The 23,884-nt window shown below is 51.5% G+C and carries 22 protein-coding genes; 11 read left to right on the top strand and 11 right to left on the bottom strand.

The window, feature by feature from the left end; all coding sequences use genetic code 11:
• Window positions 1–350: 350 nt before the first annotated feature.
• The 4 genes from D6024_RS02510 to D6024_RS02495 are packed head-to-tail and all read right to left on the bottom strand — an operon-like array spanning window position 351 to window position 6,226.
• Window positions 351–1,781, bottom strand: coding sequence for a glycosyltransferase family 2 protein (locus tag D6024_RS02510; protein WP_121352653.1), 1,431 nt, complete (start codon window positions 1,779–1,781; stop codon window positions 351–353).
• Entirely contained in the window at window positions 1,778–2,872 is a 1,095-nt protein-coding gene (locus D6024_RS02505; RefSeq protein ID WP_121352651.1) for a hypothetical protein, read from the bottom strand. Before D6024_RS02505 ends, D6024_RS02510 begins: the two co-directional genes overlap by 4 nt.
• Window positions 2,873–2,882: 10 nt before the next feature.
• Window positions 2,883–3,239 carry a response regulator transcription factor gene (locus D6024_RS02500; protein WP_121352649.1) on the bottom strand — a complete coding sequence of 119 codons (357 nt, stop codon included), beginning with the start codon at window positions 3,237–3,239 and terminating at the stop codon, window positions 2,883–2,885.
• Window positions 3,236–6,226 carry a PAS domain S-box protein gene (locus D6024_RS02495; protein WP_162944487.1) on the bottom strand — a complete coding sequence of 997 codons (2,991 nt, stop codon included), beginning with the start codon at window positions 6,224–6,226 and terminating at the stop codon, window positions 3,236–3,238. Before D6024_RS02495 ends, D6024_RS02500 begins: the two co-directional genes overlap by 4 nt.
• A 135-nt stretch (window positions 6,227–6,361) precedes the next feature.
• Here D6024_RS02495 and D6024_RS26485 point away from each other — a divergent pair, with 135 nt between their 5' ends.
• Window positions 6,362–6,721 carry a diacylglycerol kinase family protein gene (locus D6024_RS26485; protein WP_162944486.1) on the top strand — a complete coding sequence of 120 codons (360 nt, stop codon included), beginning with the start codon at window positions 6,362–6,364 and terminating at the stop codon, window positions 6,719–6,721.
• Between the two features lie 117 nt (window positions 6,722–6,838).
• On the opposite strand, the gene D6024_RS02485 is transcribed toward D6024_RS26485, so the two are convergent.
• From D6024_RS02485 to mqo, 4 genes are all read right to left on the bottom strand, one after another.
• Window positions 6,839–7,336 (bottom strand): DUF4385 domain-containing protein, encoded by a 498-nt coding sequence (locus D6024_RS02485; protein WP_121353461.1) that lies wholly within the window; start codon window positions 7,334–7,336, stop codon window positions 6,839–6,841.
• Window positions 7,337–7,503: 167 nt separating this feature from the next.
• On the bottom strand, window positions 7,504–7,941 hold the full coding sequence (locus tag D6024_RS02480; RefSeq protein WP_162944485.1) for a response regulator: 438 nt from the start codon (window positions 7,939–7,941) through the stop codon (window positions 7,504–7,506).
• A 32-nt stretch (window positions 7,942–7,973) separates the two neighbouring features.
• Complete coding sequence (locus tag D6024_RS02475; RefSeq protein ID WP_162944484.1) at window positions 7,974–8,198, bottom strand: hypothetical protein; 225 nt, start codon at window positions 8,196–8,198, stop codon at window positions 7,974–7,976.
• A 171-nt stretch (window positions 8,199–8,369) separates the two neighbouring features.
• Entirely contained in the window at window positions 8,370–9,899 is a 1,530-nt protein-coding gene (gene mqo, locus D6024_RS02470) for a malate dehydrogenase (quinone) (RefSeq protein ID WP_121352641.1), read from the bottom strand.
• Between the two features lie 211 nt (window positions 9,900–10,110).
• Between mqo and D6024_RS02465 the strand changes: the two genes are divergently transcribed.
• Complete coding sequence (locus D6024_RS02465; RefSeq protein WP_121352639.1) at window positions 10,111–10,572, top strand: DUF983 domain-containing protein; 462 nt, start codon at window positions 10,111–10,113, stop codon at window positions 10,570–10,572.
• A gap of 106 nt (window positions 10,573–10,678) precedes the next feature.
• On the opposite strand, the gene D6024_RS02460 is transcribed toward D6024_RS02465, so the two are convergent.
• Window positions 10,679–11,092, bottom strand: a complete 414-nt coding sequence (locus D6024_RS02460) for a putative signal transducing protein (protein ID WP_121352637.1) — start codon at window positions 11,090–11,092, stop codon at window positions 10,679–10,681.
• 310 nt (window positions 11,093–11,402) lie between these two features.
• Between D6024_RS02460 and D6024_RS27700 the strand changes: the two genes are divergently transcribed.
• Window positions 11,403–11,789 carry a DUF1328 domain-containing protein gene (locus D6024_RS27700; protein ID WP_449401679.1) on the top strand — a complete coding sequence of 129 codons (387 nt, stop codon included), beginning with the start codon at window positions 11,403–11,405 and terminating at the stop codon, window positions 11,787–11,789.
• 177 nt (window positions 11,790–11,966) lie between these two features.
• Complete coding sequence (locus tag D6024_RS02445) at window positions 11,967–12,746, top strand: potassium channel family protein (protein WP_121353460.1); 780 nt, start codon at window positions 11,967–11,969, stop codon at window positions 12,744–12,746.
• 224 nt (window positions 12,747–12,970) lie between these two features.
• On the opposite strand, the gene D6024_RS02440 is transcribed toward D6024_RS02445, so the two are convergent.
• Window positions 12,971–16,351 carry a methylmalonyl-CoA mutase family protein gene (locus tag D6024_RS02440; RefSeq protein WP_121352632.1) on the bottom strand — a complete coding sequence of 1,127 codons (3,381 nt, stop codon included), beginning with the start codon at window positions 16,349–16,351 and terminating at the stop codon, window positions 12,971–12,973.
• A gap of 426 nt (window positions 16,352–16,777) precedes the next feature.
• Between D6024_RS02440 and D6024_RS02435 the strand changes: the two genes are divergently transcribed.
• The 7 genes from D6024_RS02435 (at window position 16,778) to D6024_RS02405 (ending at window position 22,201) form a co-directional block, all read left to right on the top strand.
• On the top strand, window positions 16,778–17,203 hold the full coding sequence (locus D6024_RS02435; protein WP_121352630.1) for a hypothetical protein: 426 nt from the start codon (window positions 16,778–16,780) through the stop codon (window positions 17,201–17,203).
• Window positions 17,204–17,343: 140 nt separating this feature from the next.
• On the top strand, window positions 17,344–19,593 hold the full coding sequence (locus tag D6024_RS02430; protein WP_121352628.1) for a TonB-dependent receptor: 2,250 nt from the start codon (window positions 17,344–17,346) through the stop codon (window positions 19,591–19,593).
• Window positions 19,594–19,685: 92 nt separating this feature from the next.
• The gene (locus D6024_RS02425; RefSeq protein WP_205573208.1) at window positions 19,686–19,985 is read left to right on the top strand and encodes a 2TM domain-containing protein; all 300 of its coding nucleotides are present in this window, start codon (window positions 19,686–19,688) and stop codon (window positions 19,983–19,985) included.
• Window positions 19,982–20,635 (top strand): hypothetical protein, encoded by a 654-nt coding sequence (locus D6024_RS02420; protein ID WP_121352626.1) that lies wholly within the window; start codon window positions 19,982–19,984, stop codon window positions 20,633–20,635. Before D6024_RS02425 ends, D6024_RS02420 begins: the two co-directional genes overlap by 4 nt.
• Window positions 20,636–20,686: 51 nt before the next feature.
• Entirely contained in the window at window positions 20,687–21,259 is a 573-nt protein-coding gene (locus D6024_RS02415) for a hypothetical protein (protein WP_121352624.1), read from the top strand.
• A gap of 2 nt (window positions 21,260–21,261) precedes the next feature.
• Entirely contained in the window at window positions 21,262–21,924 is a 663-nt protein-coding gene (locus D6024_RS02410) for a hypothetical protein (RefSeq protein ID WP_121352622.1), read from the top strand.
• Entirely contained in the window at window positions 21,917–22,201 is a 285-nt protein-coding gene (locus tag D6024_RS02405) for a winged helix-turn-helix domain-containing protein (protein WP_121352620.1), read from the top strand. Before D6024_RS02410 ends, D6024_RS02405 begins: the two co-directional genes overlap by 8 nt.
• Before the next feature lie 389 nt (window positions 22,202–22,590).
• On the opposite strand, the gene D6024_RS02400 is transcribed toward D6024_RS02405, so the two are convergent.
• Window positions 22,591–23,829 carry a T9SS type A sorting domain-containing protein gene (locus D6024_RS02400; protein WP_121352618.1) on the bottom strand — a complete coding sequence of 413 codons (1,239 nt, stop codon included), beginning with the start codon at window positions 23,827–23,829 and terminating at the stop codon, window positions 22,591–22,593.
• Window positions 23,830–23,884: the final 55 nt, after the last annotated feature.

The raw sequence follows: 23,884 nt of genomic DNA, 5'->3' as shown, positions 1-23,884 counted from the left end.
GCCTCCTGAATAATTAACACTCTTTCTTTTTTGATGATTCGTTGAAGCTGCAACCGAACGCTATTTTTCCGGCGCACTAAAAAGCCGGCCTTTCAAAACACGTCTTTCTCTTTCATTTTTTGTACTGAACCGGGTGACCTGTCAGGCAATCGGCAGTCCGGGAAACGCAGGACTGACAAGATATTGCTCCAAAAGCAATGCTGGTCATCAAACTGAAAACGGTGGAATAGAAACCACAATCAGGAGGAAACAATCGCCTGCGGAGAAAAACACTGCCTTTTTACTTGCTGTCATCGGCCATCAAATCAAGCTTTCTTGCAAGCAGTTTGATAAACTCAGGGCCACTGTTCTCAGGCCGCCGCTTTCTTGGCGGCAAAACCCTGGCGGCTCATTTCTCCCCACGACTTCTTTTTCCGCAACAGGTCGATATTTCCCTTTACGGCCGCCCACACCACGAAGGGATGAAAGAGGACCGGCTCGATCAGGGCCGTCAGCATGAGGCTGACAATCTCCCGTTTCTTTTTGTACTGGTTGTACGTCATTACTTCCATGAGAATGGCAAAGGCCGAGAACACGGCGGCAAACGTGTATATGAAAAGCAGCAGTGCAAAGAAAAAATTCCAGTCCATCAGGCCCAGGCAGGCCAACACGCAAAAGCCCAGAAAACCGATGAACTCGATCAGCGGTGCCATGAATTCGAAAAAGAACCAGTAGGGGTAACTCACGAGGCCCAGTACCCCATAGGTTGGGTTGAAAAACATTTTGCGGTGCATCCGCAGGGTTTCGATCGTGCCCCTGGTCCAGCGGTTGCGCTGCCGCCCCAAAATTTTAAAGCTTGCCGGTGCTTCGGTCCAGCAAAGCGGATCGGGAATATAGGCCACTTGGTAGGGCAGTTTTTGTTCTTCCATGTAGCGGCGCATGCGCACCACCAGTTCCATGTCTTCACCAACGGTGCTATGGTCGTAGCCGCCTACTTTGATGACAATTTCACGGTCGAAGGCGCCAAAGGCACCCGAGATCAGCAGCAGGCCGTTCATGCGGCTCCAGGCCATCCGGCCCAGCAGGAAAGCACGGATGTATTCCAGCGTCTGCATGCGTGGCAGAAATTGTTTGGGAAGGTTCACCTTCACAATCTTGCCATCTTCCACCTCGCAGGAGTTGGCAATGCGTACCACGCCGCCTGTGGCGATCACACGGGCTTCGCCGTTTTCCAGGAAAGGTTTGGTGAGCTTCAGCATGGCATCCTGCTCGAGGATGCAGTCCACGTCAATGCAAACAACATATTTGTTTTTGGCCATGTTGATGCCCACATTCAGCGCATCGGCTTTGCCACCGTTGACCTTGTCCACCACCAACAGTTTTTTATACACCGGGTTGCGGCTTTTGTAAATACCGCGAATGGGTTTTGTGGCAATGGGCTGCTCGGTGAAGTACAGCACCTTTTCCAGGTCGTAGACATCGATTAGCTTTTGCAGCGAGTCGTCCTTGCTGCCGTCGTTGATGATGATGACCTCGAAATTGTTGTAGTAAATATTGAGGAGAGAACGTACATTTTCCACGATGGTAGCAGCTTCGTTGTATGCCGGTGCCAGTATGCTCAGCGACGGCGCATGTTCGGACGCAGCCAGTATCCGGTAATCGGCAAATGTGCTTTTGCGGATATAGTTCCGGGTTTCACCAATGGAATAGATAGCGATGAAAATATAGAAGCACAGAATGGCGACCGAAAAGGCGAGAATGCCATAGGTAAACAAATCATAAAGCAGGGTCCAGAAACTCATACGGCCTCTTTTTGCAGGTGGGTAAGAATCGGAATAAACGAGGGGTTCGTTTTCAGTTGATGGATAACCTGCGACGACCAGGCCGGGCTGATTTGCTGTATGGCATGCATGGCGTGAAAGCAGAGCCCTTCATCTTCGCCCTGCACAAGCGTGGTCAGGAAACGCAGGGCGTTTTCGCTGCCTCCGACCTCGGGCAGCATGGCGACGATGGCCAGTTGCTCTGGACGGTTCAGCAGCGGGTAGGCCTGCAATAGGGCTTCCGCCGTGTTGTCCGTGTAAATTTCCCGGAGGGCCTGCAGGGCCTGCAGCCTGATAGCAGCCGAGTCATGACGCAGGCTGTTCACCACTTCGTTGTGCAGGTCGTGGCACTTATAGATTTCCACCAGGCGAAGCGCAAATTCCACCACCGATTCGTTTTTTTTCGACAGCCACAGGCGAATCATGCCGGCTTCCACTTCACCTTCCTGCAGGTGGCTGAGCAGCGAAAGCTGCTGCCATTGCGAAACCGGGTGACTCACAATACTCAGGAAGCGAAGACCCTTAAAGCCGGTAAGCTTCACAACGGCCAACTGTGCCGCGGTGCGGATAAACGAGTTCTTGTTGTTGGTTTCGCGGTAGATTTTGACGAGGTAATCGTTTTGCTGCATGGCAGCCAGTTGCTGCATGGCGCGGACCTTCCGGTACCACTTTCCGGTGCGAAACGCCCTGAAGCAATCCTGGCGAAGACCCAATTCTTCGTAGAGCCAGCAGAGGTTCCCTGCCGACTGGCCGCTGATGTTTTCTTTTGTCTTTACCAACTCGTTGATCAGGATCTTCCGGGCATATCCGTTGGCCAATAGTTGTTTCCTTCCCTTTGGCGAAGCAAATGCCTGCAGGGTTTCCTGCAACTCCGGTCGGTTTTCTGCAATGGTGATCTCGGCGATCAGGTCGCTAAACAGGACACGCAACTGGGCTTTGCGTTTTTTCTTCCGTTTGTTTTGCAACAGAAACAGGAAGACAAACAGCAGGATGGCGGCCACGGCCAGGGTAAGCACCCGGGCGGCGAGCAAAAGCCAGGCGGTAGGTACAATGCTGTTGACAAACAGGTTCATGGTTGCTACATTAGCGTGCTGTCAATCGTTTCACCCGCATGGAGAGTTCGTTGGGGCTAAACGGCTTGCTGATAAAATCGTCGGCACCAAGATTGAATGCCTCCAGCACCACGTTTTCCTGTCCCATGGCCGAAAGCACGATGACGGGAATTTTCTTCTCGTATTGCTTTACGGTGCCCACAATCTCCAGTCCCGAGGCATAGGGCATCATGATGTCCGTGATGATCAGGTCGGGCGACTGCTCGAAAATAAGGGTCAGCGCTTCGCGGCCGTTGTCGGTGGTGATGACTTCGTGCCCGTCTTTTTTCAACCGAAGGGCGATGGTTTTTTGCATGATGGGTTCGTCTTCTGCAACGAGGATTTTCATAGGATGTTTTTTTTACGGGTTGTTTCAAGTTCGGCTTCCAGCATGGGGCGCACCAGGTCGTATTGCTGCTGCGAAAGCTGGATCAGCGTTTCAAGCGATTCGACCTGGATGCCTTGCCTGGCAACCGTTTCAATTTCGGTTATGGTTTGCAGCATGGGGGTCATCTGCAAAATTCCCAGGCTGCTCTTCAGGCCATGGGCTTTCCGGTATACATCATTCCATTCCTCCCGAAAGGTTGCTTCCTTAATCTGCAGCAGGGTTTCGGGAGTGGAGGAAAGGAACAGCGACAACACTTCGGCCGTATAGTCGAGATCTTCCATTTCTTCCAGGTAGGACAGGCTGTACAATGACTCATGCTTTTCTTCTTTTGCCGGCATGGCCGAATCGGATTGGGTGGTTTCCCCATTCACCAGGAAGCGATTCAGGTGAAAGAAAAGCGAAGCAGGCGCAAACGGCTTGGTGAGGTATTCGTTCATACCAATTTGCAGGCAGCGATCTTTCTCGTTGCGCAAGGCACTTGCCGTCATGGCAATGATGGGAACATCGAGGTGCAGCTTGTTGCGGATAAAAGCGGCCGTCTGGAAACCGTCCATCTGCGGCATTTGCAGGTCGGTGATGACAAGGTCGTAGGTGCGGGTTTCCAGCAGCTCCACAGCTTCTTTCCCATGATTGGCAATGTCTACCAGCATGCCCGCCTTGTGCAGCATCATGTAGGTGACTTTTTGGTTTACCAGGTTGTCCTCGACCAGCAGGATTTTTTTGCCCCGGAGCAGGTGAACCGGAACTTCCTGTTGCTCCGGATTCTTGCCCGGCGCTTCATCGGTTTTTTCGCTGGAAACAAAGGGGAGTTCAACGTAAAACGACGTGCCTTCGCCCAGGGTGCTGCTAACGGTGACCTTTCCCCCCTGCAGGTCGATGAGGCGCTTGGTAATGGCCAGGCCCAGTCCTGTGCCGCCAAAGCGTCGAACGGTGTCGTCGCCAGCCTGCACAAACGAGTCGAACACCTGTTCCAGGTTCTCTTTGGCGATGCCAATACCTGTATCGCTGACGGTGCAGACAAACACCTGTGCGCCGTCTTCCCTTGTTCCGGTGGTGGCAAACAGGGTCACAGCACCGGCTTCGGTAAACTTTACGGCATTGCTCAGCAGGTTGTTGAGCACTTGCTGCAGCTTGTGCTGGTCGCCGCGGATATAGCGGGGAAGATCCTGGTAGATCTTGCTCAGGCGAATGCCTTTTTCACTGCTTTTCAGGCGGAAGGCGGCGATCAGCGAGTCGATGGTTTGGTGCAGGTCAAAATCGATCGTCTCCACCGACATGCGTCCGGATTTGATTTTCGAAAGGTCGAGAATATCGTTGATCAGGTTGAGCAGGATACCGGACGATTCCTGGATGAGGTACAGGTAGTCGCGTTGCTCGCTGTTGAGCGATGTGGTTTCCAGCAGGTTGGTCATGCCGATGATCCCGTTCATGGGGGTACGGATCTCGTGGCTCATGTTGGCCAGGAATTCTTCCTGCAAGCGTTCGGCCTTCTCGGCCCGCTTTTTCGCACTGATCAACTGCCGCTGGTAGCGCACCACTTCGGTAATGTCTTTGCCCACGGCACTGATGGCAAACAGCTCGTCGTTCTTGTCGTAGAGCGGGAATTTGATGATCAGCATTTCGCGTTCGCCACTAGTCGTTAACACGCGGGTTTCCACCTCTACCGGCCGGCCGTTTTTCTTCACCTGTTCATCGGCTTCCAGGAAGCGCTTGGCGCCACCGGCATCCTTGTGTACGTCGATCTCCACTTTCCCGATAACCATTTCATCCGTGGTGCCGAAGGTTTGGTGAAATTGCCGGTTGACCATGATAAAGTGGCCTGCCAGGTCTTTGAGGTAAACGATCATGGGCATGTTGTCGAGGATGGCCTGCAGGCGTTCCTGGTATTCGTCCTGCTTTGCTTTCAGTCGCCCTTCGGCATCGGCAAGCAGCTTTTCGGCGTATTTGCGTTCAGTTACATCTTTGGCGATGCTTTGAAAACCGGATGGCTGGCCGTCTTTGTACAGCAGCACCGTGCTTTGTTCGATCCAGCGTAATTCGCCGTTTTTACCCATAATGGGCAACTCGAGTATGGTCTCAAAAGTTTGTTTTTCGATTTGCTCCATGTAGAAAGCCATGGCCTTTTCCCGCCAGGTTTCTTCGATGACGGACAGGTAGCTTTCGCCGATCAGTTCTTCGGCGGTAAACCCGGTGATGTCCTTGCACTTGCCACTGAGGTAAGTGAAGTAGCCATTCAGATCGGTCGAGTGAACAATGATGGCCGAATTCTCGATCAGGCCCTTGTATTTCCGTTCGCTCAGAATGGCCTGCTGCTCGGCCTTGCGCCGAAGCATAGCCTCCCGAGCCATTCGGATGAGTAAGATGGAAAGGCCCAGAAAAACGCCAATGGCTAAAACGATGGAGGTGGTGAAGCGCAATTGCATGTAGTAACGATGCTTGTCCATCCGAACAGCGAGCAGCTCGTTTTCCGTCAAACACATGTGTTGCATCACGGCCTCCATCGAATCGGTGAGGTACTTGCCCAAAAGACCGGCAACCAGTTGTTGCGCTTCCAGCGGAGAGGTGTGATAGTGGTCCCTGACTTCCTGCTGGAACTGCATTTTTTTATGGGCCAGTTGCAGCAGCGAGTCGGCTTTGATCTGCTGCTGCTTGTTGTCGTTCACCAGTTGTTGCAGTTTGGTGATATTGCGAAACAGGGTTTGTTTTTTGGATGTATAGTTCTGCAGGAAAGCGTCATTGCCCGAGATAACGTAGCCCCGTAACTGCGATTCGACATCCAGCAGGGAAGTACGAACGGCGTTAATGTTTTCAATGACAGTATGGGTGTGGGTGACCCATTGAAAGGATTCTTTGTTGCGTTGGTTGTTCTGATAAATAAAAACAAACAGGGAAGCAAGAACGGCGAAAATAAGCAGCAGCAGGTAGCGAATAGATTTTTGGAGCTTCAAAAGGATACTGGTTTTGTTGGCACAAATGTAGGTGCCCGGGCACAAATTCACAATCGCGTTAGACGATGCAGAAAACGGTTCTGCCGAAATATGCCGTGCGGGCAAAGCCCGTCTCTATTTTTGCCGGAGAAAATTATGCGGTATTTTATCAGGAGCCTCCGTTTTGCAGCCAATGGCATTGTTCTTTTTTTTCGTCGCGAACGCAACGGGCAAATCCAGGGTGTGCTGGCAGCGCTGGCCATTGCGGGCGGCGCCTTTTTCCAGATCACCCGCATGGAATGGATGGCGCTCCTGCTCTGCACCGGTCTTGTAATCAGCCTGGAAATGGTGAATTCGGCCATTGAACGGCTCTGCAACATGCACACCACCTCGTTTCACCCCGCGATCAAAATCATCAAAGATGTGGCAGCGGCAGCGGTGCTGTGGTCGGCCATCGTTGCTTTTGTCGTTGGACTCCTGATCTTTTTGCCGCACGTTGCCTCCCTGCTCCGCTGATTGGCTAACCTGCAATCTGACTGGCTTCCTTTTCCAGTTACCGGCAAGTGTGCCTGTTCAATAGTGCTTCCGTCGCCTTCTCGACAGCAGGATAAAATTTTTCGCTGCCTGCAGGCTTTACTGCCGGTATCGCTCTTTGTGTTGTTGCAGCAGTGTGTTGTACGTGGGGTCTTGTTTTGCTTTTTGCCAGGCTTCGTAAAAGATGGAAGCGCTTTGTGCTTTCAGGGGATCGGTGTCGGGTGGCCTTTGCTTTCTGCCGTGTGCACCGCTTTGTCCTTTTTTATCAGCCGGTACGGCGCCTTCGTACTTGCGGCCCGACCGGTGGTTGGCATAGCGGCGGCTGCGGGTATAACCCATTTGCAAAAACTTGCGGGCCATATCCATTCCCACAAAATCGCCCTGCTCCCGGTAAGCCAAAAACAATTGATAAATCCGTGCGGCCGATTCCACAGCCACATCCGGTGTTTTGAAACGCCAATAGGGAAGGATCTCCGTTTTGTAGGGTTCTACCAGCAATACACCCTGCTCACCAATGCCGGTTCGGTAAAGCTCCGGCTGCAGACGCAGGTCAAGGTGTTTGTAATCGAGCGAATAATCAAATTTTGCAAAAGGCATGATCCTGCAGCGGCGAAAACAGTGCCATGCGAAAGCCGGAAAAGGGCCGGTGCCGGCTGGAGCGTTCAACGGTAACTTTCGTCGCAGGATTTGAGAACAGGGCGTATGCACCGCTTTATTGGCGGGCAAATATGTTTGTGATTTTATTGTTGATCATAACGCCTGTCTTATCTCCTGATCTTTCGTTGAACTTCCTGGGCGCAATGATCGATGAATTGCCGTGTAATGATTTCCATTTGTTCAAATCCCAGCGGCTTGGTGACAAAGCCAGCATTGTGCTGCTGGGCAAATGACTGATCCACCGGCATGGAGGACGTGGTAAACAACACCACCGGAACACCTTCGAATTTATCCATTTGCCGCAGGCGCACCAGTACTTCCTTCCCGTTGAGCACCGGCATGTTGATATCGAGAATAATCAGGCAGGGAAGCGGGTCTGTATCGCCCAGGCTTCGGAGATAGGAAAGTGCCGTACTGCCATCGGCAAAGGTGGCAACATCCACGTTGTTGGCAAATTGCCGAAACGCGTCTTCGACCAATTCGATGTCATCAGGATCATCGTCGGCATACACAACAAGGTTGGTGGGAGCAAGATACTTTGTCATAATGGTAGATGGCTTGTTTCGGTCCGAATCTGTCATGTCACCAGGCTCTCAACGTCGATGGCCGTAAGGTAAGGATCGAGTCGGGCTGTTCCGGAAAAACAACTGATACGGTCAATCTCACGGCGATACGTACGGTAAAAAACTTCTGCGTAAAATCCGTTGAGCTGGTACAACAATACAACGGAATTGCCCTGCCTGCGCTTGCCAATGTAAACACCCTGTTCATAGAGCAGGGATGTTTTTTCTTTTTCGGGCAAGCGAATAAATTCATGCAACCTCATGATCCAATCCTCCTGGAAGGATGTGTCACAAATTTTGTGCAGTAAGTTTTTGTATTTAGTGAAAAGCAGACAAACATCCGGTGCGACAAATATACAGCGGAAGGCACATGAATGTTCGGGTCGACGAAGATTGCCTGAAACGGTTGCTTATGCGTTCATTGCTCCCGGGTGCCATTCAACAGTGGCCGGCAGGTTTAAAACGTTTCCTGTCCATTCCCTTACGTTCTTCAGCAATTGCGGGTCTTTGTCCAGTGATTTGCCATAAGAGGGAATCATCTCGCTTAATTTCTGCTGCCAGCCCGCCGATGCTGCCTGGCGGGGAAAACATTTTTTCAACAGGCCAAGCATGATGGAAACAGCCGTGGATGCACCCGGTGAGGCACCCAGCAGGGCCGAAATGCTGCCATCGGCAGCACTGACCACTTCGGTACCAAATTCCAGCACGCCGCCTTCTTCCTCGTCTTTTTTGATGACCTGCACACGGTAGCCGGCAACGGCCAGCCGCCAGTCTTCTTTTTGGGCACCGGGGTAGTATTCCCGTAAGGCATCGAGACGGGCATCAGGAGTAAGACGCACCTGGTCGATGAGGTATTTCGTCAGCGGCAGGTTGTGAACGCCGGCTGCCAGCATGGCTTTCAGGTTGGAAAGCTTCACGGAATTGAACAGGTCGAAGACCGAGCCTGTTTTCAGGAAACGGGTGGTAAACCCTGCATAGGGACCAAAGAGCAGTTCGCGTTTTCCTTTGATCCAGCGGGTATCGAGATGGGGCACCGACATCGGGGGCGATCCCACGGCGGCGGCTCCGTAAACTTTTGCCTCGTGTTGCCGGATAATCTTTTCGTTAGTGCAGCGAAGCCATTGCCCGCTGACGGGGAAACCGCCGTAGCCTTTACTTTCGGGTATGCCCGACTTCAACAGCAGCGGCAGCGAACCACCACCTGCACCAATGAAAACAAAGCGTGCTTTAATGGTTCGCCGGCTGTCGTCTACCATGTTTTTGACCCGTATTTCCCAGCGGCCGTCGCGTTTGCGCAGGCGCTTGACCTCGTGGTGGAAATGCAGGTTGACATCGGGCTGATTTTTCAGCCAGGCGAACAGGCAACGGGTAAGTGATCCGAAGTTGACATCGGTTCCCAGGTCCATGCGGGTGGCAGCCACCGGCTCGTTGCCGCTGCGGCCTTCAATGACGAGCGGAGCCCACTGCCTGATCTGTTCGGGATCGTTTGAAAACTGCATGCCTTTGAAAAGATGGCAGGCAGTAAGCGCCTGGTGTCGCTTGTGCAGGTAGGCGACGTTTTTTTCGCCCCAGACAAAACTCATGTGCGGTATCGGGTGCACAAAGGAGGAAGGCGGGTTGACGAGGCCCTTTTCTACGAGGTACGCCCAGAACTGCTTGCTTTCTTCGAAGGAGGTGGCAATCTTGATGGCCTTCGATATATCAATGGAACCGTCACTTTTTTCCGGTGTATAATTGAGTTCGCAAAAAGCCGAGTGGCCGGTGCCGGCGTTGTTCCAGGCATCGGAACTTTCGAGAGCGGCCGAGTCCAGCCGTTCCAGGATTTCAATGCTCCACGAAGGTTCCAGTTGCTTTAGCAACAGGCCCAGTGTGGCACTCATGATGCCTGCGCCGACCAGGATAACATCCGGTTCGTTGTTGTAAGATTGACCTTCTTTCATAGCCCGGAAAGGCCAAAAAGTTATGCCAGCGGGAGGGAATGATGAATAATGAATGATGAGTGATGAATGTGTTTTTTGTGGTTCCGTTGTTTGTTGGGTTGGGGGTAGCCAGTCTTGCTGTTTGTTTTGCCGTCTTCACTGGCTGCCAGCCGCCAATTCCGGTTTCGCTTTCATCCCAACTTATCTTTGCCCTCATTTCAATCAAATTTTCATGTGTGCAGACCATAAAGATGTGAAGCCGAATCTCGTGCTGAGTGTTTTACAAAATCATTGTCCCCGTTGTCGCCGGGGTGCCATGTTTCAATACGGCAATCCGTATAAGCTGCGCACCGTTCTGCGCATGAATGAGCGTTGCCCGGTGTGTGGGCAGTCGCTGGACATGGAGCCCGGTTTTTATTACGGCACCAATATGATCAGTTACACACTGGCTATATTGTTCAGCGTTCTTACCTTCCTGTTGTGGTGGTTTACCATCGGTTTTTCGCTGAAAGACAACCGTTTTTTCTGGTGGCTGGGCATCAACGCATTTCTGTTAGTAGCCCTGCAGCCGCCATTGATGCGTCTTTCCCGCTCTGTCTGGATCTCTTTTTTTATTCGCTATAGCCCACGTTGGAAGGAAGGCGATTTGGTAGAACCCGAACGGATCAACAAGGAACACCAGCACAACTGGTAAGTGGTGAATGTGAAAGGCTAATAGTATGTGGTGAATTAGCTAAACACGGGTGTTGTGTTTGCCAACCTGTAAACCATGAACAAGTCAGCTTCTCCTGTGGTCGTTCTCAATTGTTGGCAGGCTCAAGTGGTTTTTCAAACTCTGCCCCGCAATGAAAGCAATGGTAGCGTTGCTCGGGCATCAGTGCAAGATCTCCAAGAAAAAATGTCACCAGCGCACTAAGCCAGTTTACGGGTTTGCGCAGCGTGTTGATGTATTCGACCTGGTGACTGAAGCACACCGGGCAGATGCGGCTGCTCTTTTTTTCTTCGGCAATCCGTTCCAGCACAAGGCCGGCCCGCTGCACCTGTTCATGACTGACCATGAGCTCAATGCCGCCGATGGCGGTTGTCCACACCGGGATGATGGTCGTCGTGGCTTCGTTTTTCAGCCAGCATTCGATGCCTTCATTTTTCAGGCGACCCAAAATAATGTGTGCATCAATGTAGTTCGAGAAGCTTTGTACAGCAACAAAATGCATGGTGGCGGAGTAAATTTTGTCTGGAAATTGTTCTCACAAGATAAGCGATCAAAGGCAATTGTACGAGGGTTTGTTTGTCCTGCCGGTGCCTTTTTTTCCTGTGCAGGTAGATGATCGGGCAGCTTTGTTCGTGCAACAAAAAATCTCTCACCCAGGCTTCGGTAAACGGCTGCAGGTGGTCGTTCACCGCTCACCTCTCGGCAATAAAGCTTTGTATCTTCTTCTGATTCAACGCGACAGGAAAATAGTGCTGCCCGGTTGTCCTGCTGCGGGTTGATCGTGGTGAACAGAATACCCTGCTTTTTCCCGTTTGATTGTTGTTTTACCACGGGTTTACGCAGGGAAGATGGCATTGATGGGATACCGGGAAGGCGCACGGTTGAAGGCCTTGCGGCAACTACACCTACAAATTGCGGCAAAGATTCCGCAAACCCGGCTTTATACCGTCCACTGCTGTTCTTTAAGCCGTATGTGGCACATTTTTCGTCATAATAGCTCTAAATATTTATTCACTTTTAAACTGAATGTTATGTTACGCTGGACAGTGATTTTTTTAATCGTAGCGATTATCGCAGCCATTTTCGGCTTTGGCGGTATTGCAGCCGGTGCGGCTAGTATTGCTAAAATTTTGTTCTTTATTTTCCTGGTGCTCTTCATCCTGAGCCTCATTTTCGGCAGAAGAGCAAGCGACGTATAACACCGGCACTCGACGGAGATTACTGTCTTGTGAGAACGGCATGAGCGAATGAAGACAGTAAAGAATTAGCATACAAAAATCTCACGCATCCGCGTGAGATTTTTTGTTTTTGAACCAGTCCTTGCCCGCGTTTTGAATAAGGAAAGGTTTGTATATTTAAAACAAACCGTCCGGCACATGCACTTGACGAAAGAGCAAAAAGAGGTTTTACATCCGATCAACATCATTGTTTTTTTCCTTTCCATTTATGTGATCGCCGCCCTGGTTGTAACGTATTGCTTTCATCTTCCGCCCGAAGTCAAACGGCTGCTGCAGGATATCGACAAGGGCGTGTGTGTCATTTTTTTTATTGATTTTTTACACCGGTTTTTCCACGCCTCCAGCAAATCGGACTACCTGAAATGGGGCTGGCTAGACCTGATCTCCAGCATCCCAATGGATGTGTTATTGGTGGGTCGCATTTTCCGCGTTTTTCAATTGCTTCGTGTCGTCCGGGCTGTTCGCGAACTGCGCCTGCTCTCGCAGTATTTTGTCAAAAATCCAATCAAAAGTGCCTTTGCGTCGGCCGCCATTTTTGCTTTTACGATGATCGTGTTTTGTGCCATCGCCATGCTGGAAGTGGAGCATGACCATCCCGCGAGCAAGATTAAAACAGCCGAAGATGCACTGTGGTGGGCTTATGTCACCATCACCACGGTTGGCTACGGCGACATGGTGCCGGTTACCACCGAGGGCCGGGTGATTGCCACCATCCTGATGACGGTTGGCGTGGGGCTTTTCGGCACCTTCACAGCCTACGTGGCATCCTGGTTCGTGGAAAAGAAAGAAGAAGAAAAGAAAGAAGGGCAGAAGCAGGAAATCAAAGAAATCCTGCTCGAAAAAGAAGACCCTCCTGTCTCCACTGGTGAGACACGGGTTGTTGGCCATGATGTTGTGGAAGAAGCAGGCAAGCCGTAATGACGTTTTATAAACTGTGCATGCAGATAGTCTTTCCGTAAAAAAAAACTCCTGTGCATACAGGAGGTTTTTTTTATGCTGTTATGTGCGGTGAACAACTGCAGGCTGACGATTTCTTTTCCCGGTTTCAGTTTGATCGGGCTATCTGGGATATTTTCTGCTATGAATATCTGAATATCCCAATATCCAATATCCCACATCAGGCCACTGAACGTAAACCGGAATTACATGCTTCTGCGGTATTGGCCGCCCACTTCGTAAAGCGCTTGCGTGATCTGCCCCAGCGAACAAACCTTTACCGTTTCCATCAGTTCGGCAAACAGGTTCCCGTTGTTTACTGCTACGTCTTTCAGGCGCTGCAGGGCCGCTTCGCATTTGCCCTCATTGCGTTTCCAGAAAGCGTGCAGGTTTTGGATCTGCTGCTCTTTTTCTTCCTTGGTGGATCGAATGACCTCGCCGGGCAAAACGGTTGGACTACCGTTCTTGTTCAGGAACGTGTTGACGCCGACAATCGGCAGTTCGCCTGTGTGCTTCAGGTGCTCGTAATGCAGGCTTTCTTCCTGGATCTTGTTGCGCTGGTACATGCGTTCCATTGCACCCAGTACGCCACCGCGTTCGGTGATGCGGTCAAACTCGGTTAGCACGGCTTCTTCCACCAGGTCGGTCAATTCTTCTATGAGGAAAGAGCCCTGGATAAAGTTTTCTGTTTTGGCAGAGCCCAGCTCACGGTTGATGATCAACTGGATGGCCATGGCACGGCGAACGCTTTCTTCCGTTGGCGTGGTGATGGCTTCGTCGTAGGCGTTTGTGTGCAGCGAATTACAGTTGTCGTAAATCGCGTACAGGGCCTGCAACGTTGTGCGGATGTCGTTGAAGTCGATCTCCTGCGCATGCAAACTGCGACCCGAGGTTTGAATGTGATATTTTAATTTTTGCGACCGGTCGTTGCCCTTGTATTTGAACTTCATGGCCTTGGCCCAGATACGGCGGGCCACACGGCCAATGACGCTGTATTCAGGGTCCATTCCATTGCTGAAGAAGAACGAAAGGTTGGGCGCAAAATCATCGATGTTCATGCCCCGCGACAGATAATATTCCACGTAGGTGAAGCCATTGGCCAGGGTAAACGCCAGCTGTGTAATCGGGTTGGCCCCTGCTTCGGCAATATGATAACCGGAGATGGATACACTGTAAAAGTTGCGCACCTTGTTGCGGATAAAATACTCCTGCACATCGCCCATCAATTTCAGCGCAAATTCGGTTGAGAAGATACAGGTGTTTTGGGCCTGGTCTTCTTTCAGGATATCGGCCTGCACGGTGCCACGCACCTGCGCCAGCGTATCGGCTTTGATTTTTTCATATACCTCTTTTGGCAGCACTTCATCGCCGGAGATTCCCAGCAGGCGAAGGCCAAGGCCACTGTTGCCCGGCGGAAGCACACCGATCAGCTCGCCGTCCCGCGGCACCACCTTGCCGTTGCGTCCCATGTAGGTGGGCAGTTCATCCAACTTGTATTTGGATTGGATGATGTCGTTGATCTCCTGCTTTAACCCGCTTTCGATGATATACTTCTCGCACTGCTGGTCGATGGCGGCATTCATAAAGAAGGCCAGCAGCATCGGGGCCGGGCCGTTGATGGTCATCGACACAGAGGTCTTGGGATCGGACAGATCGAAGCCGCTGTATAGTTTTTTGGCATCGTCAACCGTGGCGATACTTACACCACTGTTGCCGACCTTTCCATAAATATCCGGACGGTAAGCAGGGTCTTCGCCGTAAAGTGTGACGCTGTCGAAAGCCGTCGACAAACGTTTGGCGGGCTGCCCTTGTGATACATAGTGAAAGCGACGGTTGGTACGTTCCGGTCCGCCTTCGCCGGCAAACATGCGTGTCGGATCTTCTTCTACGCGTTTGAGCGGGAACACACCGGCCGTGAACGGAAATTCGCCGGGCAGGTTTTCCTGCAACTGCCAGCGAAGCAGATCGCCCCAGTCTTTGTATTTGGGCAACACCACTTTTGGAATGCGGGTGCCGCTTAACGAGGTCGTGGTGATGGGTTGTTTAATGACTTTGTCGCGAACCGTGTATTCAAAAAAGTCGGCTACATATTTTTTTTGCAAGGCCGGCCAGCCTTCGAGCAGCTTTTTGCACTCGGGGTGAAGCATGTCTTCGTACCGTTTTTTCAACTGCTGCAGTTCCGGGATTTGGCTCAGCTCTTTCTCGCCAATGATACCGGTAATTTGATACAGCTTCGAGGCGATCGCCGACTGGTCGGCCGCCCAGTGATCGTAGCTCCGGCTGTTCTCCGAAATTTCCGAGAGGTAACGAACCCGTTTCGGCGGGATGATCTGCGATTTTGTGGTGGTATCTGCGACATGCGCATGCAGTTGAACCTGGCCGAATTGCACGCCTGTTTTTGTTTCGACGGCCACCAGCAGTTTTTCAAACAATTCGTTGATGCCGGCATCATTGAACTGTGCCGCAATAGTTCCCACCACCGGCAGGTCCTCGTCTTTTACTGTCCACAGGCCGTGGTTGCGTTTGTACTGTTTGCGCACATCGTGCAGGGCATCCAGAGCGCCGGCCTTGTCAAATTTGTTGATGGCAATGACGTCGGCGTAGTCCAGCATGTTGATCTTTTCCAACTGCGAGGCCGCACCATATTCCGGTGTCATTACATACAGGCTGGCGTTGCAATAATCGAGGATCGATGCGTCGCTTTGGCCCACACCGGCACTTTCCAGGATGATAAAGTCAAAACCCGCAGCCCGGCAGATGTCGATCGCTTCCTGTACGTGTTCGCTCAGGGCCCGGTCGCTTTCACGGGTGGCCAGCGAACGCATATAAGCACGGGGAGACGAAATGGAATTCATGCGGATGCGGTCGCCCAGCAGGGCCCCACCCGTTTTTTTCTTGGACGGATCAACGGAGATGACAGCAATGGTTTGATCGGGAAAGGCATTTAAAAAACGGCGAACAATTTCATCCGTCACCGACGACTTGCCCGCACCGCCGGTACCGGTGATGCCCAGGACGGGAATGGAGACTGGGGGACTGCTAAGTTGTGTGGACGTTTGCCCAATTCCATTTTCCGCATTGGTAATTTGCCGGGCAACTTTGCGTACGTCTTTCAGTTCGCCCAGCGTCATCGGCGCTGTGTATTCGCCGTTGCCATTGAGGTTGAAATCGCACTGCCTGATCACATCTTCGATCATTCCTTCCAGGCCCATTTTACGGCCGTCGTCGGGAGAGTAGATACGGGCAATGCCGTACTGCTGCAATTCTTCGACCTCCTGCGGAAGAATTGTTCCGCCGCCGCCGCCAAATATTTTAATGTGACCGCAGCCGTTTTCGTCCAGCAGGTCTTTCATGTATTTAAAAAACTCTACGTGGCCGCCCTGGTAAGAGGTGATGGCGATGCCCTGTGCATCTTCTTCAATGGCACACTCCACGATTTCCTTCACGCTGCGGTTGTGCCCGAGGTGAATGATCTCGGCGCCTTTGCTTTGTAAAATGCGACGCATGATGTTGATGGCGGCATCGTGGCCATCGAAAAGAGAGGCTGCGGTAACAATACGGATCTTGTTCTGTGGTTGATAGGTCATATAGCGAAATCCAAAAGGCAAAGGTAGGCCAAAAAGGAGCGAAACAGCCGGTGCTAAGGCATCGGCGCTTAGTTCCCCAAAAGACTGCGGATTTTATGGGGCAAAGTGAAAAATGGGCAACTGCGGTCAATTGGGTTTGGTAAACACATGAATCGTAAAATGCGAAAAATATTTTCGTAGATATACTTGTAAGTGTGGGTTGTCCACTATATGTTTGCTCGTAGAAATCGCTAGTAAATTACATGCACGAAGACGTGCCCCAACTTGAAAACTTTCATCACCGGCCTTTTTCCCATAAAACAACGTTTGAAAGTTTTTCGCCTGGTTGCTCTGTTTTGCTAACGGCAAAAAAATCCACACTGTCTTTTGAAAAGCAGCAGGGTCCCCTGGACCCGGATTTGATTAACCTTGATAAACGTCAAACACATGAAAACGTTGGGTTCACTTTTTATTGCTGCTTTCCTGTTGCTTGCAACCACTTCTTTTTCCCAGGAGCAAAAAGCTGTTTTTGAAACGGCGGGTCTCTCGCAGTACACGGATGGCACGCCCTGCGTGCAGCTGGCCTGGAAAAAAGGCGGCGAGAATACGGCTTATTACCTGGTGGAGCGGAGTGCGGACGGAATTTCATTCAAGCAAATCGCCCTTGTCTTTACCGCCGAAGACGCATCGTTTACCAACTATCAATACCGCGATAAAGGCTTTGCTTCCGCCGGCGCTGCAGCCTGGTACCGCATCGCTGTCGTCAATGCAACTAAAGAACTGACCTATCTGCCCGTAAAAAAAGTCGACGTGACATCCAGCCCAGTGTCCGCACCGGCAAAAAACCGGGAAACGCTGTCGGGCCGGAAATAATTCGCCACGGCAGAACCAAACATATTGACCTTCTTACTTTGGACGGTAACGCATCCCTGCCTCAAAAAGGCGGGGATTTTTTTTGCAAAATTGGTTTATATCATAAACTACTTTATTTTTGAATTGAAATTAACAACGCGATGAGAATGTCTGCCTTCCTGCTGTTGCTCCTGGTGCAAACCGTCCGTTTGCACGCCCAAACGATCGTGAGCGGAACAATAAAAGACAGCAAGGGGCAACCCGTGGCCGGCGCCAGTATTGCCATCAAAGACTCTTACGATGGCGCCACCGCCGATTCGTCCGGTGCCTTCCGGTTTGCCACAACGGAAAAAGGGGAACGGGTTCTCGTGGTTTCTGCGCTGGGCTATAAATCAGTGGAGCAAAAACTCATGCTGGGCACCAGCATCCCGCCGCTGGCTTTTTCACTGAAAGAGGAGATCAACGAAATGAAGGCCGTAGTGATCACGGCCGGCACCTTCGAAGCAAGCGATAAAAAGCGAGCGACCGTGCTGAATTCGATCGATATCGTTACCACGGCCAGTGCCAATGCCGACGTGACGGGTGCGATCAAAACCCTTCCCGGCGCCCAACAGGTTGGCGAGTCGGAGGGACTGTTTGTACGGGGCGGCACCGCTGCCGAAACCAGGACCTTTATCGACGGCACCCTGGTGAACAACTTTTTTTACACCAGCGTGCCCAATGTGGCACAGCGTGGCCGGTTCTCACCGTTTATTTTCAAGGGAACTGTTTTCAGTGCCGGCGGCTACTCGGCTCTTTACGGGCAGGCACTTTCATCTGCCCTGATCCTCGAGTCGATCGACCTGCCCAAGCGAAGCTCCGGGAGCATCGGCCTTTCGCCCATCAGCGTGAGCGCCGGCATGCAAAAGCTGGCGGCCAATCAAAGATCCTCGTGGGGTGTCAACTATGGCTATACCAATGTGCAATTGGCATTCGCCCTGCTGGGTACAAAGCCCGATTTTTTCCATATTCCGCAATTCCATACCGGCGATGCCAACTACCGCACCAAAGTGGGCAAAAGCGGCATGCTGAAATATTACGGCTATTTCAGCCAGAACGTCACTGGCCTTCGCAATCCCAGTCTCGATACGCTTGGTTACAAGGAAGCGTTTGACCTGACGAACTTCAACATGTATCACAACCTGTCGTACCGCGATAACCTGGGAGCCCGGTGGAAGATCAATACCGGCGCCTCGTTCTCCGTCAACCGCGACGACATCGCTGCCAACCTGCAGGATGCGGCCAACCGGCCGGCGGTTGTCACCAATTTCGAGTTCAAGAATTTCGGGCTGAAAACCCATGGGATCTATGTCAACGCCAAGGCGGTAGTGGAGCGGCGCCTGAAAGGACTGAGCGCCCTGCGTTTCGGCGGCGAATACAACTACAGTGACGACCGGCTGAATTACACCTTGTACAACGGCAACACCTATCCCAATTACGTAACCGAACACACGAAAGCCCTTTTTGCCGAAGGCGATGTATACCTCACCAACAGCCTGGCGGCCAAACTTGGTACACGACTGGAACATTCGTCTCTTCTGGATAAAGTCAATGTGGCGCCGCGGGTTTCGCTGGCCTACAAAGTGGGCAAGGAAAGCCAGGCATCGCTGGCCTATGGTATCTTTTACCAATCGCCGGAACGCCGCTATCTGCCCCCGGCGGCTGACCTCACATTTGCAAAAGCCACGCATTACATTGCACAGTACCAGAAGCTCACCAGCCTTACCACCTTCCGCGCCGAGGCCTTTTACAAGAAATACGATCACCTGCTGAAAACGGCCCTGGTCGACAACCGGGAAACGGCTACCGGCAACGGTGGTGCAGGCTATGCAAAAGGATTCGAGATTTTCTGGAGGGACAAGAAGCTCATAAAAAATTTCGATTACTGGGTGTCGTATTCGTTTCTCGACACCCGGCGGGACTTCCTGAATTATCCCTACCAGATCGAGCCGTCGTTTGCTGCAAGGCATACGGCCAATCTTGTGGTTAAAAAATTTATCACCGGCCTGAAAACGCAGTTCAATGCCAACTACCAGTTTGCCACCGGCCGGCCCTACTACAATATCCAATACGATAATGCCACCAATAAGTTTGGCATTTTTGACCAGGGGCGAACACCGGATTTCAACAGCCTAAGCCTGAGTGTAAACTACCTGCCGAATGTTTTTAAAAAAGGCGGCAGTCAAATGACGGTGCTGGTACTTTCCGTAACGAATGTGCTGGGCAGCCGGCAGGTGTTTGGCTACAATTATGCGTACAACGGTTTGCGGAAAGAAGCCATTGTGCCGCCAACCAAAACCTTTGTATTCATCGGTGCTTTTATTTCCTTTGGCATCGACAGAACACAGGATGTGATCAACAGCAATCTGTAAGAACTGACGAACGGATGAACAGAGAACAGGGAAAGGATAAACGAAAATTTCGAATGAAAAACGTCGAACATCAACCGTTAAACAAATAGACCATGATGGACGAACAAACACCCCAGGGCAGGGATCCTCGTTTGTGGGACATTGCCAAAAAGCGTGCAGCTTTTAAAACGCACCTGACAACCTATCTTGTCATCAATGCTTTCTTTTGGGCGCTTTGGTACTTCACCGGCGGCAAAACCTATGGCAGCGACGGCGTGCCCTGGCCGGTATGGCCGGCGTTGGGATGGGGCATCGGACTAGCCTTCCATTATTTTGGTGCGTATGTAAACAACGAACACGACGCCATCGAAAAAGAATACAACAAACTTCAAAACAAAAACAAGCAATCATGAAAAAACGGATCTTCTCCCTCCTGTTATTCGTCGGTGTGCTGACAGCCGCCAATGCACAGAGCGAAAAATATGTAAAGGCGATGCAGGACAAAGTAGCGGCCATCGACACGCTGCGCAACCCGCAAATGCTGCTTGATCTTTCGGCGGCTTTCGAACGCATTGCCGATGCCGAAAAAACCCAATGGCAGCCCTATTACTATGCCTCGCTGGCCCAGGTGAGCGCAGCCTTTTCCCGTGGCAACGGAAACCTGAAGCCCGAAATCGCCGACCCGGTAGCCGACAAAGCCGAGGCCCTGCTGTCGAAAGCCGAAGCGCTGGCCAAAGACAACTCCGAAATTTTCGTGCTGAAGAAAATGATCGCGAACCTGCGCATGCTGGCCGACCCAATGAACCGCTACATGACTTACGGTGCGCAGGGTGCACAGGCGTTGCAAACGGCCAAAACCCTGAACCCCGAAAACCCGCGAACGTTTTTGCTGGAAGCGGAAGACAAGTATTTTACTCCCGAACAGTTTGGCGGCAGTAAAGAAGAAGCCAGGCGACTGTTTGAAGCGGCACTGAAAAAATATGATGCCTTTAAACCGGCCACCCCGCTCGACCCGATCTGGGGAAGACCAACTGCGCAGTATTTCCTGAGCCAGCTAAAATAAAATTCACCGGATAGGGGCTATCTTGCCCGTATCCGTCTCAATGAAAAGAATATGGAAGAACACTTCTCACCACAACAAAGCCTGCAGCTCATTGAAAGCATGATCAAAAAAGTGCGAAGCGATATCGGCGCCAACAGTTTCCACTTTTTGTTTTGGGGGTGGCTGACGTTTGTTGCCATTCTGACGCAATTCTTTTTAAAGGTGGTGGTGCGCTATCCGCATCATTACATCGTGTGGACAATGATCATTCCGGCCGTCATCATCACCATTGTTCGTTCAGGCAAAGCACATCGCCGCCGTTACAGCACGTATGTAGGCGACAGCATGAAGTACCTGTGGATGGGAATTGGAATTTCCTTTTTTGTGCTAAGTTTTATTATCAGCAATTCCGGCGGCGGGTGGATCATTGCATATCCTTTCTTCATTTTATTTTATGGGCTGGGAACCTTTGTGAGCGGTATGTTCTTAAAATTCAAGCCGCTGATTATTGGCGGCGTTTTTAACTGGATACTTGCTTGCGTGTGTGTGCTGGTGCCCTACGATTATCAACTGCTGATTGCAGCCGTAGCCATCCTGACAAGCTATATCATTCCCGGTCATCTTATTCAAACCAACCGAAAGTAGCCATGGAAGAAAAGCAACTGAACGAACGCGAAAGCCTGCAGCTGATTCAGCAGATGATCAGCATGGCCAAAAAGGAACAAAAAGATGATGGCAGGGGGTGGATCCTCTGGGGATGGCTCCTCTTCCTGGCGTCACTGCTCACAGTCCTGAACCTGCAGGTCCGCTGGTTCAACACATTTTTCTTCTGGAACCTGTTTGGCTTTGTCACATTGCTGGCTTTTTTATACGAACTCGTGGTGCGCTATTTCGTGAAAAAAGCGGCGCGGGTGCGAACCTATACCCGTGACCTTTTTTCCCGCCTAAACGGAGGATTTTTTATCTGCATCATCTTTACCATCGTGGCCATCAACATCGGCGCAAGGGTGCTGTCCCGCAGGTATGGTGTGCCCGACATGACCTTTGTGAACCTTGGTTTTGCCCTGTTGATCAACCTGTACGCCTTCTGGATTTTGATCTACGGGACGGCGCTCGATTTCCGGCCGTCGGTCATTGGTGCGTATGTTGCCTGGGCATTTGGTATTGCCGCGTTGTTCTCGCAGGATTTTGCACAAGTCATGATCCTGCAGGCCCTTGCCGTGCTGGCCGGCTATATCATTCCCGGCCATCTGGCCAACCGGGAGTTCCGGCGGCTGAAGAGAGAAGAAAAAGCAGTTGCCCGTGTTTAAAGACCTGGATCCCATATTGCATTCGCAGTTGCGCCTGGCCGTGATGTCACTGCTGATCAGCGTGAAGGAAGCGGAGTTCATTTTTTTGAAAGAAAAGACCGGCGCCACGGCCGGCAACCTGAGTGTGCAGATTCAAAAACTGAAAGAAGCCGGCTACATCGATGTGAAAAAACAATTCAAAGACAACTATCCGCAAACCACTTGCGCCGTAACAGCAAAAGGCGTGGACGCATTTGAAACATATGTGAAAGCTTTGCAGAGCTATATTCAGAAGTAAGCCCGCCTTGCGTGGTGGCTGTCTGCCATCAGCGATCTGCTTTTTCCCTGATGATCGATGAACAGCATGTACAGGTGTGCGACGCAACGGGAGCTTCATAGATATTCTGTTGCTGGCACCATAAAAAAATATATCGCTCCTGCGGAGCTTTGATTTCTCCCCCTCTTCTTTCTTCTATTAACAAGATGCCTCGCCGGGGCAAAAATGAAAGGCCGTTGGCGAGGACGCCAAACGGCAGCAAAAAGCCTCCATCGGAATGACTGATGAAGGCTTTGAAGTCTTGTGAAAAAGCAAGGGTCTGTGCGGAGGTAAGCCCCTCCCTGGAGAGGTTTGGGAGGCCACCACTTCTCCCTTGGGGATGAGGGGGCCAGAGGGCTGTGGTGAGGTGTTTACTGCACCATTACTTTTTGCGTGAATACCGATTGTTTGCCTGCATCCAAAACCTTTACCATGTACAGGCCTTTCGCATGGCTTTCGTTCAGCAGGATTTCCTGCAACTGGTTCTGGCTGGTGATGCTGACCCTGCGTTGCATGACGCTGCGGCCCAGCATGTCGGTGAACTGCAGCGTGTACTCGCCTTTGGGCACTTTATTGAACTGGACCGAAATGCGGCTGCTGGTAACCGGGTTGGGATACACGGCCACCAGTTTGGCAAACCTGTCGGTTGGGGCCACAACCGTTGTAATTTCTTTCGTCCGTGCAGTAGCCAGCACATTGCTGTTGGCCAGGTCGGAGCTGCGGAAAACGGCGCTCAGTCCCTTGTATGGGCTCGCTTGCCAGTCTTTGGGATTCACTTCATAATAAGCTGATGCATCCACGGCACTGCTCACCAGCAGGTCGCCATTGCCATCCACCACGGCACCGTTGACCGTGAAATTGGCGGGCAGGTTTTGAATGGCTCCCAGGTGTGTGGCCACTTTGATTTCCGTGTTGACTTTGAACACATGGTTGCGGGCCGTGAGGATATAAAGATTGCCGTCGTCGTCGGCGATCATGTCGCCGCCAAACGAGCTGCAGCGGTTGTGAATGGAAATGCCTTTGTTGGCTGGGTCGTCTACCAGTTCGCCTAATCTTTCAACGGTAGGTTTTTTACCGGTCGAAAAGCGAACGAACGATGAGCCATCGTTGCTGATGGCATACCCGTACCCGTCAGCGGCAATCACCATGCGAGTGATGATCTTTGCTTCGTCGTTGTGCATGTCACCTGCGCCACTGAACGACTGGCCGGTGACAAAATAAACCTTCATCGACTTCAGGTCGATATAACGAAGCTGGTCGACAAACATGGGGGTGTAATAAAGGCGGTTGTGCTTCCGGTCGTACGCAGCAGCGGCTACGCCGGTGGAAAACGGCGACTGAAACAGGTTGCCCCATTTTGGGTCTGTTTGCGGAGCGAGTTCTTTTTTGGAAACAGCGTCGTAGGCTGTTTTTCTCACATCGGTGCCGTTGAGCAGCACATCACTGTACTGGCCAGTTTGCAGGTCCAGTTTGCGCAGCGCATTCCAGCCCATTCCGTCTTTGGTCAGATCGGTAATCGCATAGGCAAAACGGTCGCTCTGTGCAAAAGACTGGAAAGAAGACAAGCTAAAGGCAAGGGAAAGGCAAGCCAGGGGTAAAGCTCTTCTCATAACAAAAGATTTGTTGGTGAATCGGGAGATTAAATTACAACTTTTCCCTATGAAA

The sequence above is a fragment of the Flavisolibacter nicotianae genome (assembly GCF_003628535.1).
Classification (GTDB): Bacteria; Bacteroidota; Bacteroidia; order Chitinophagales; family Chitinophagaceae; genus Flavisolibacter; species Flavisolibacter nicotianae.
The sequence above is the reverse complement of the archived record's forward strand: the minus strand, read 5'-3'. Positions and strand labels throughout refer to the sequence as shown.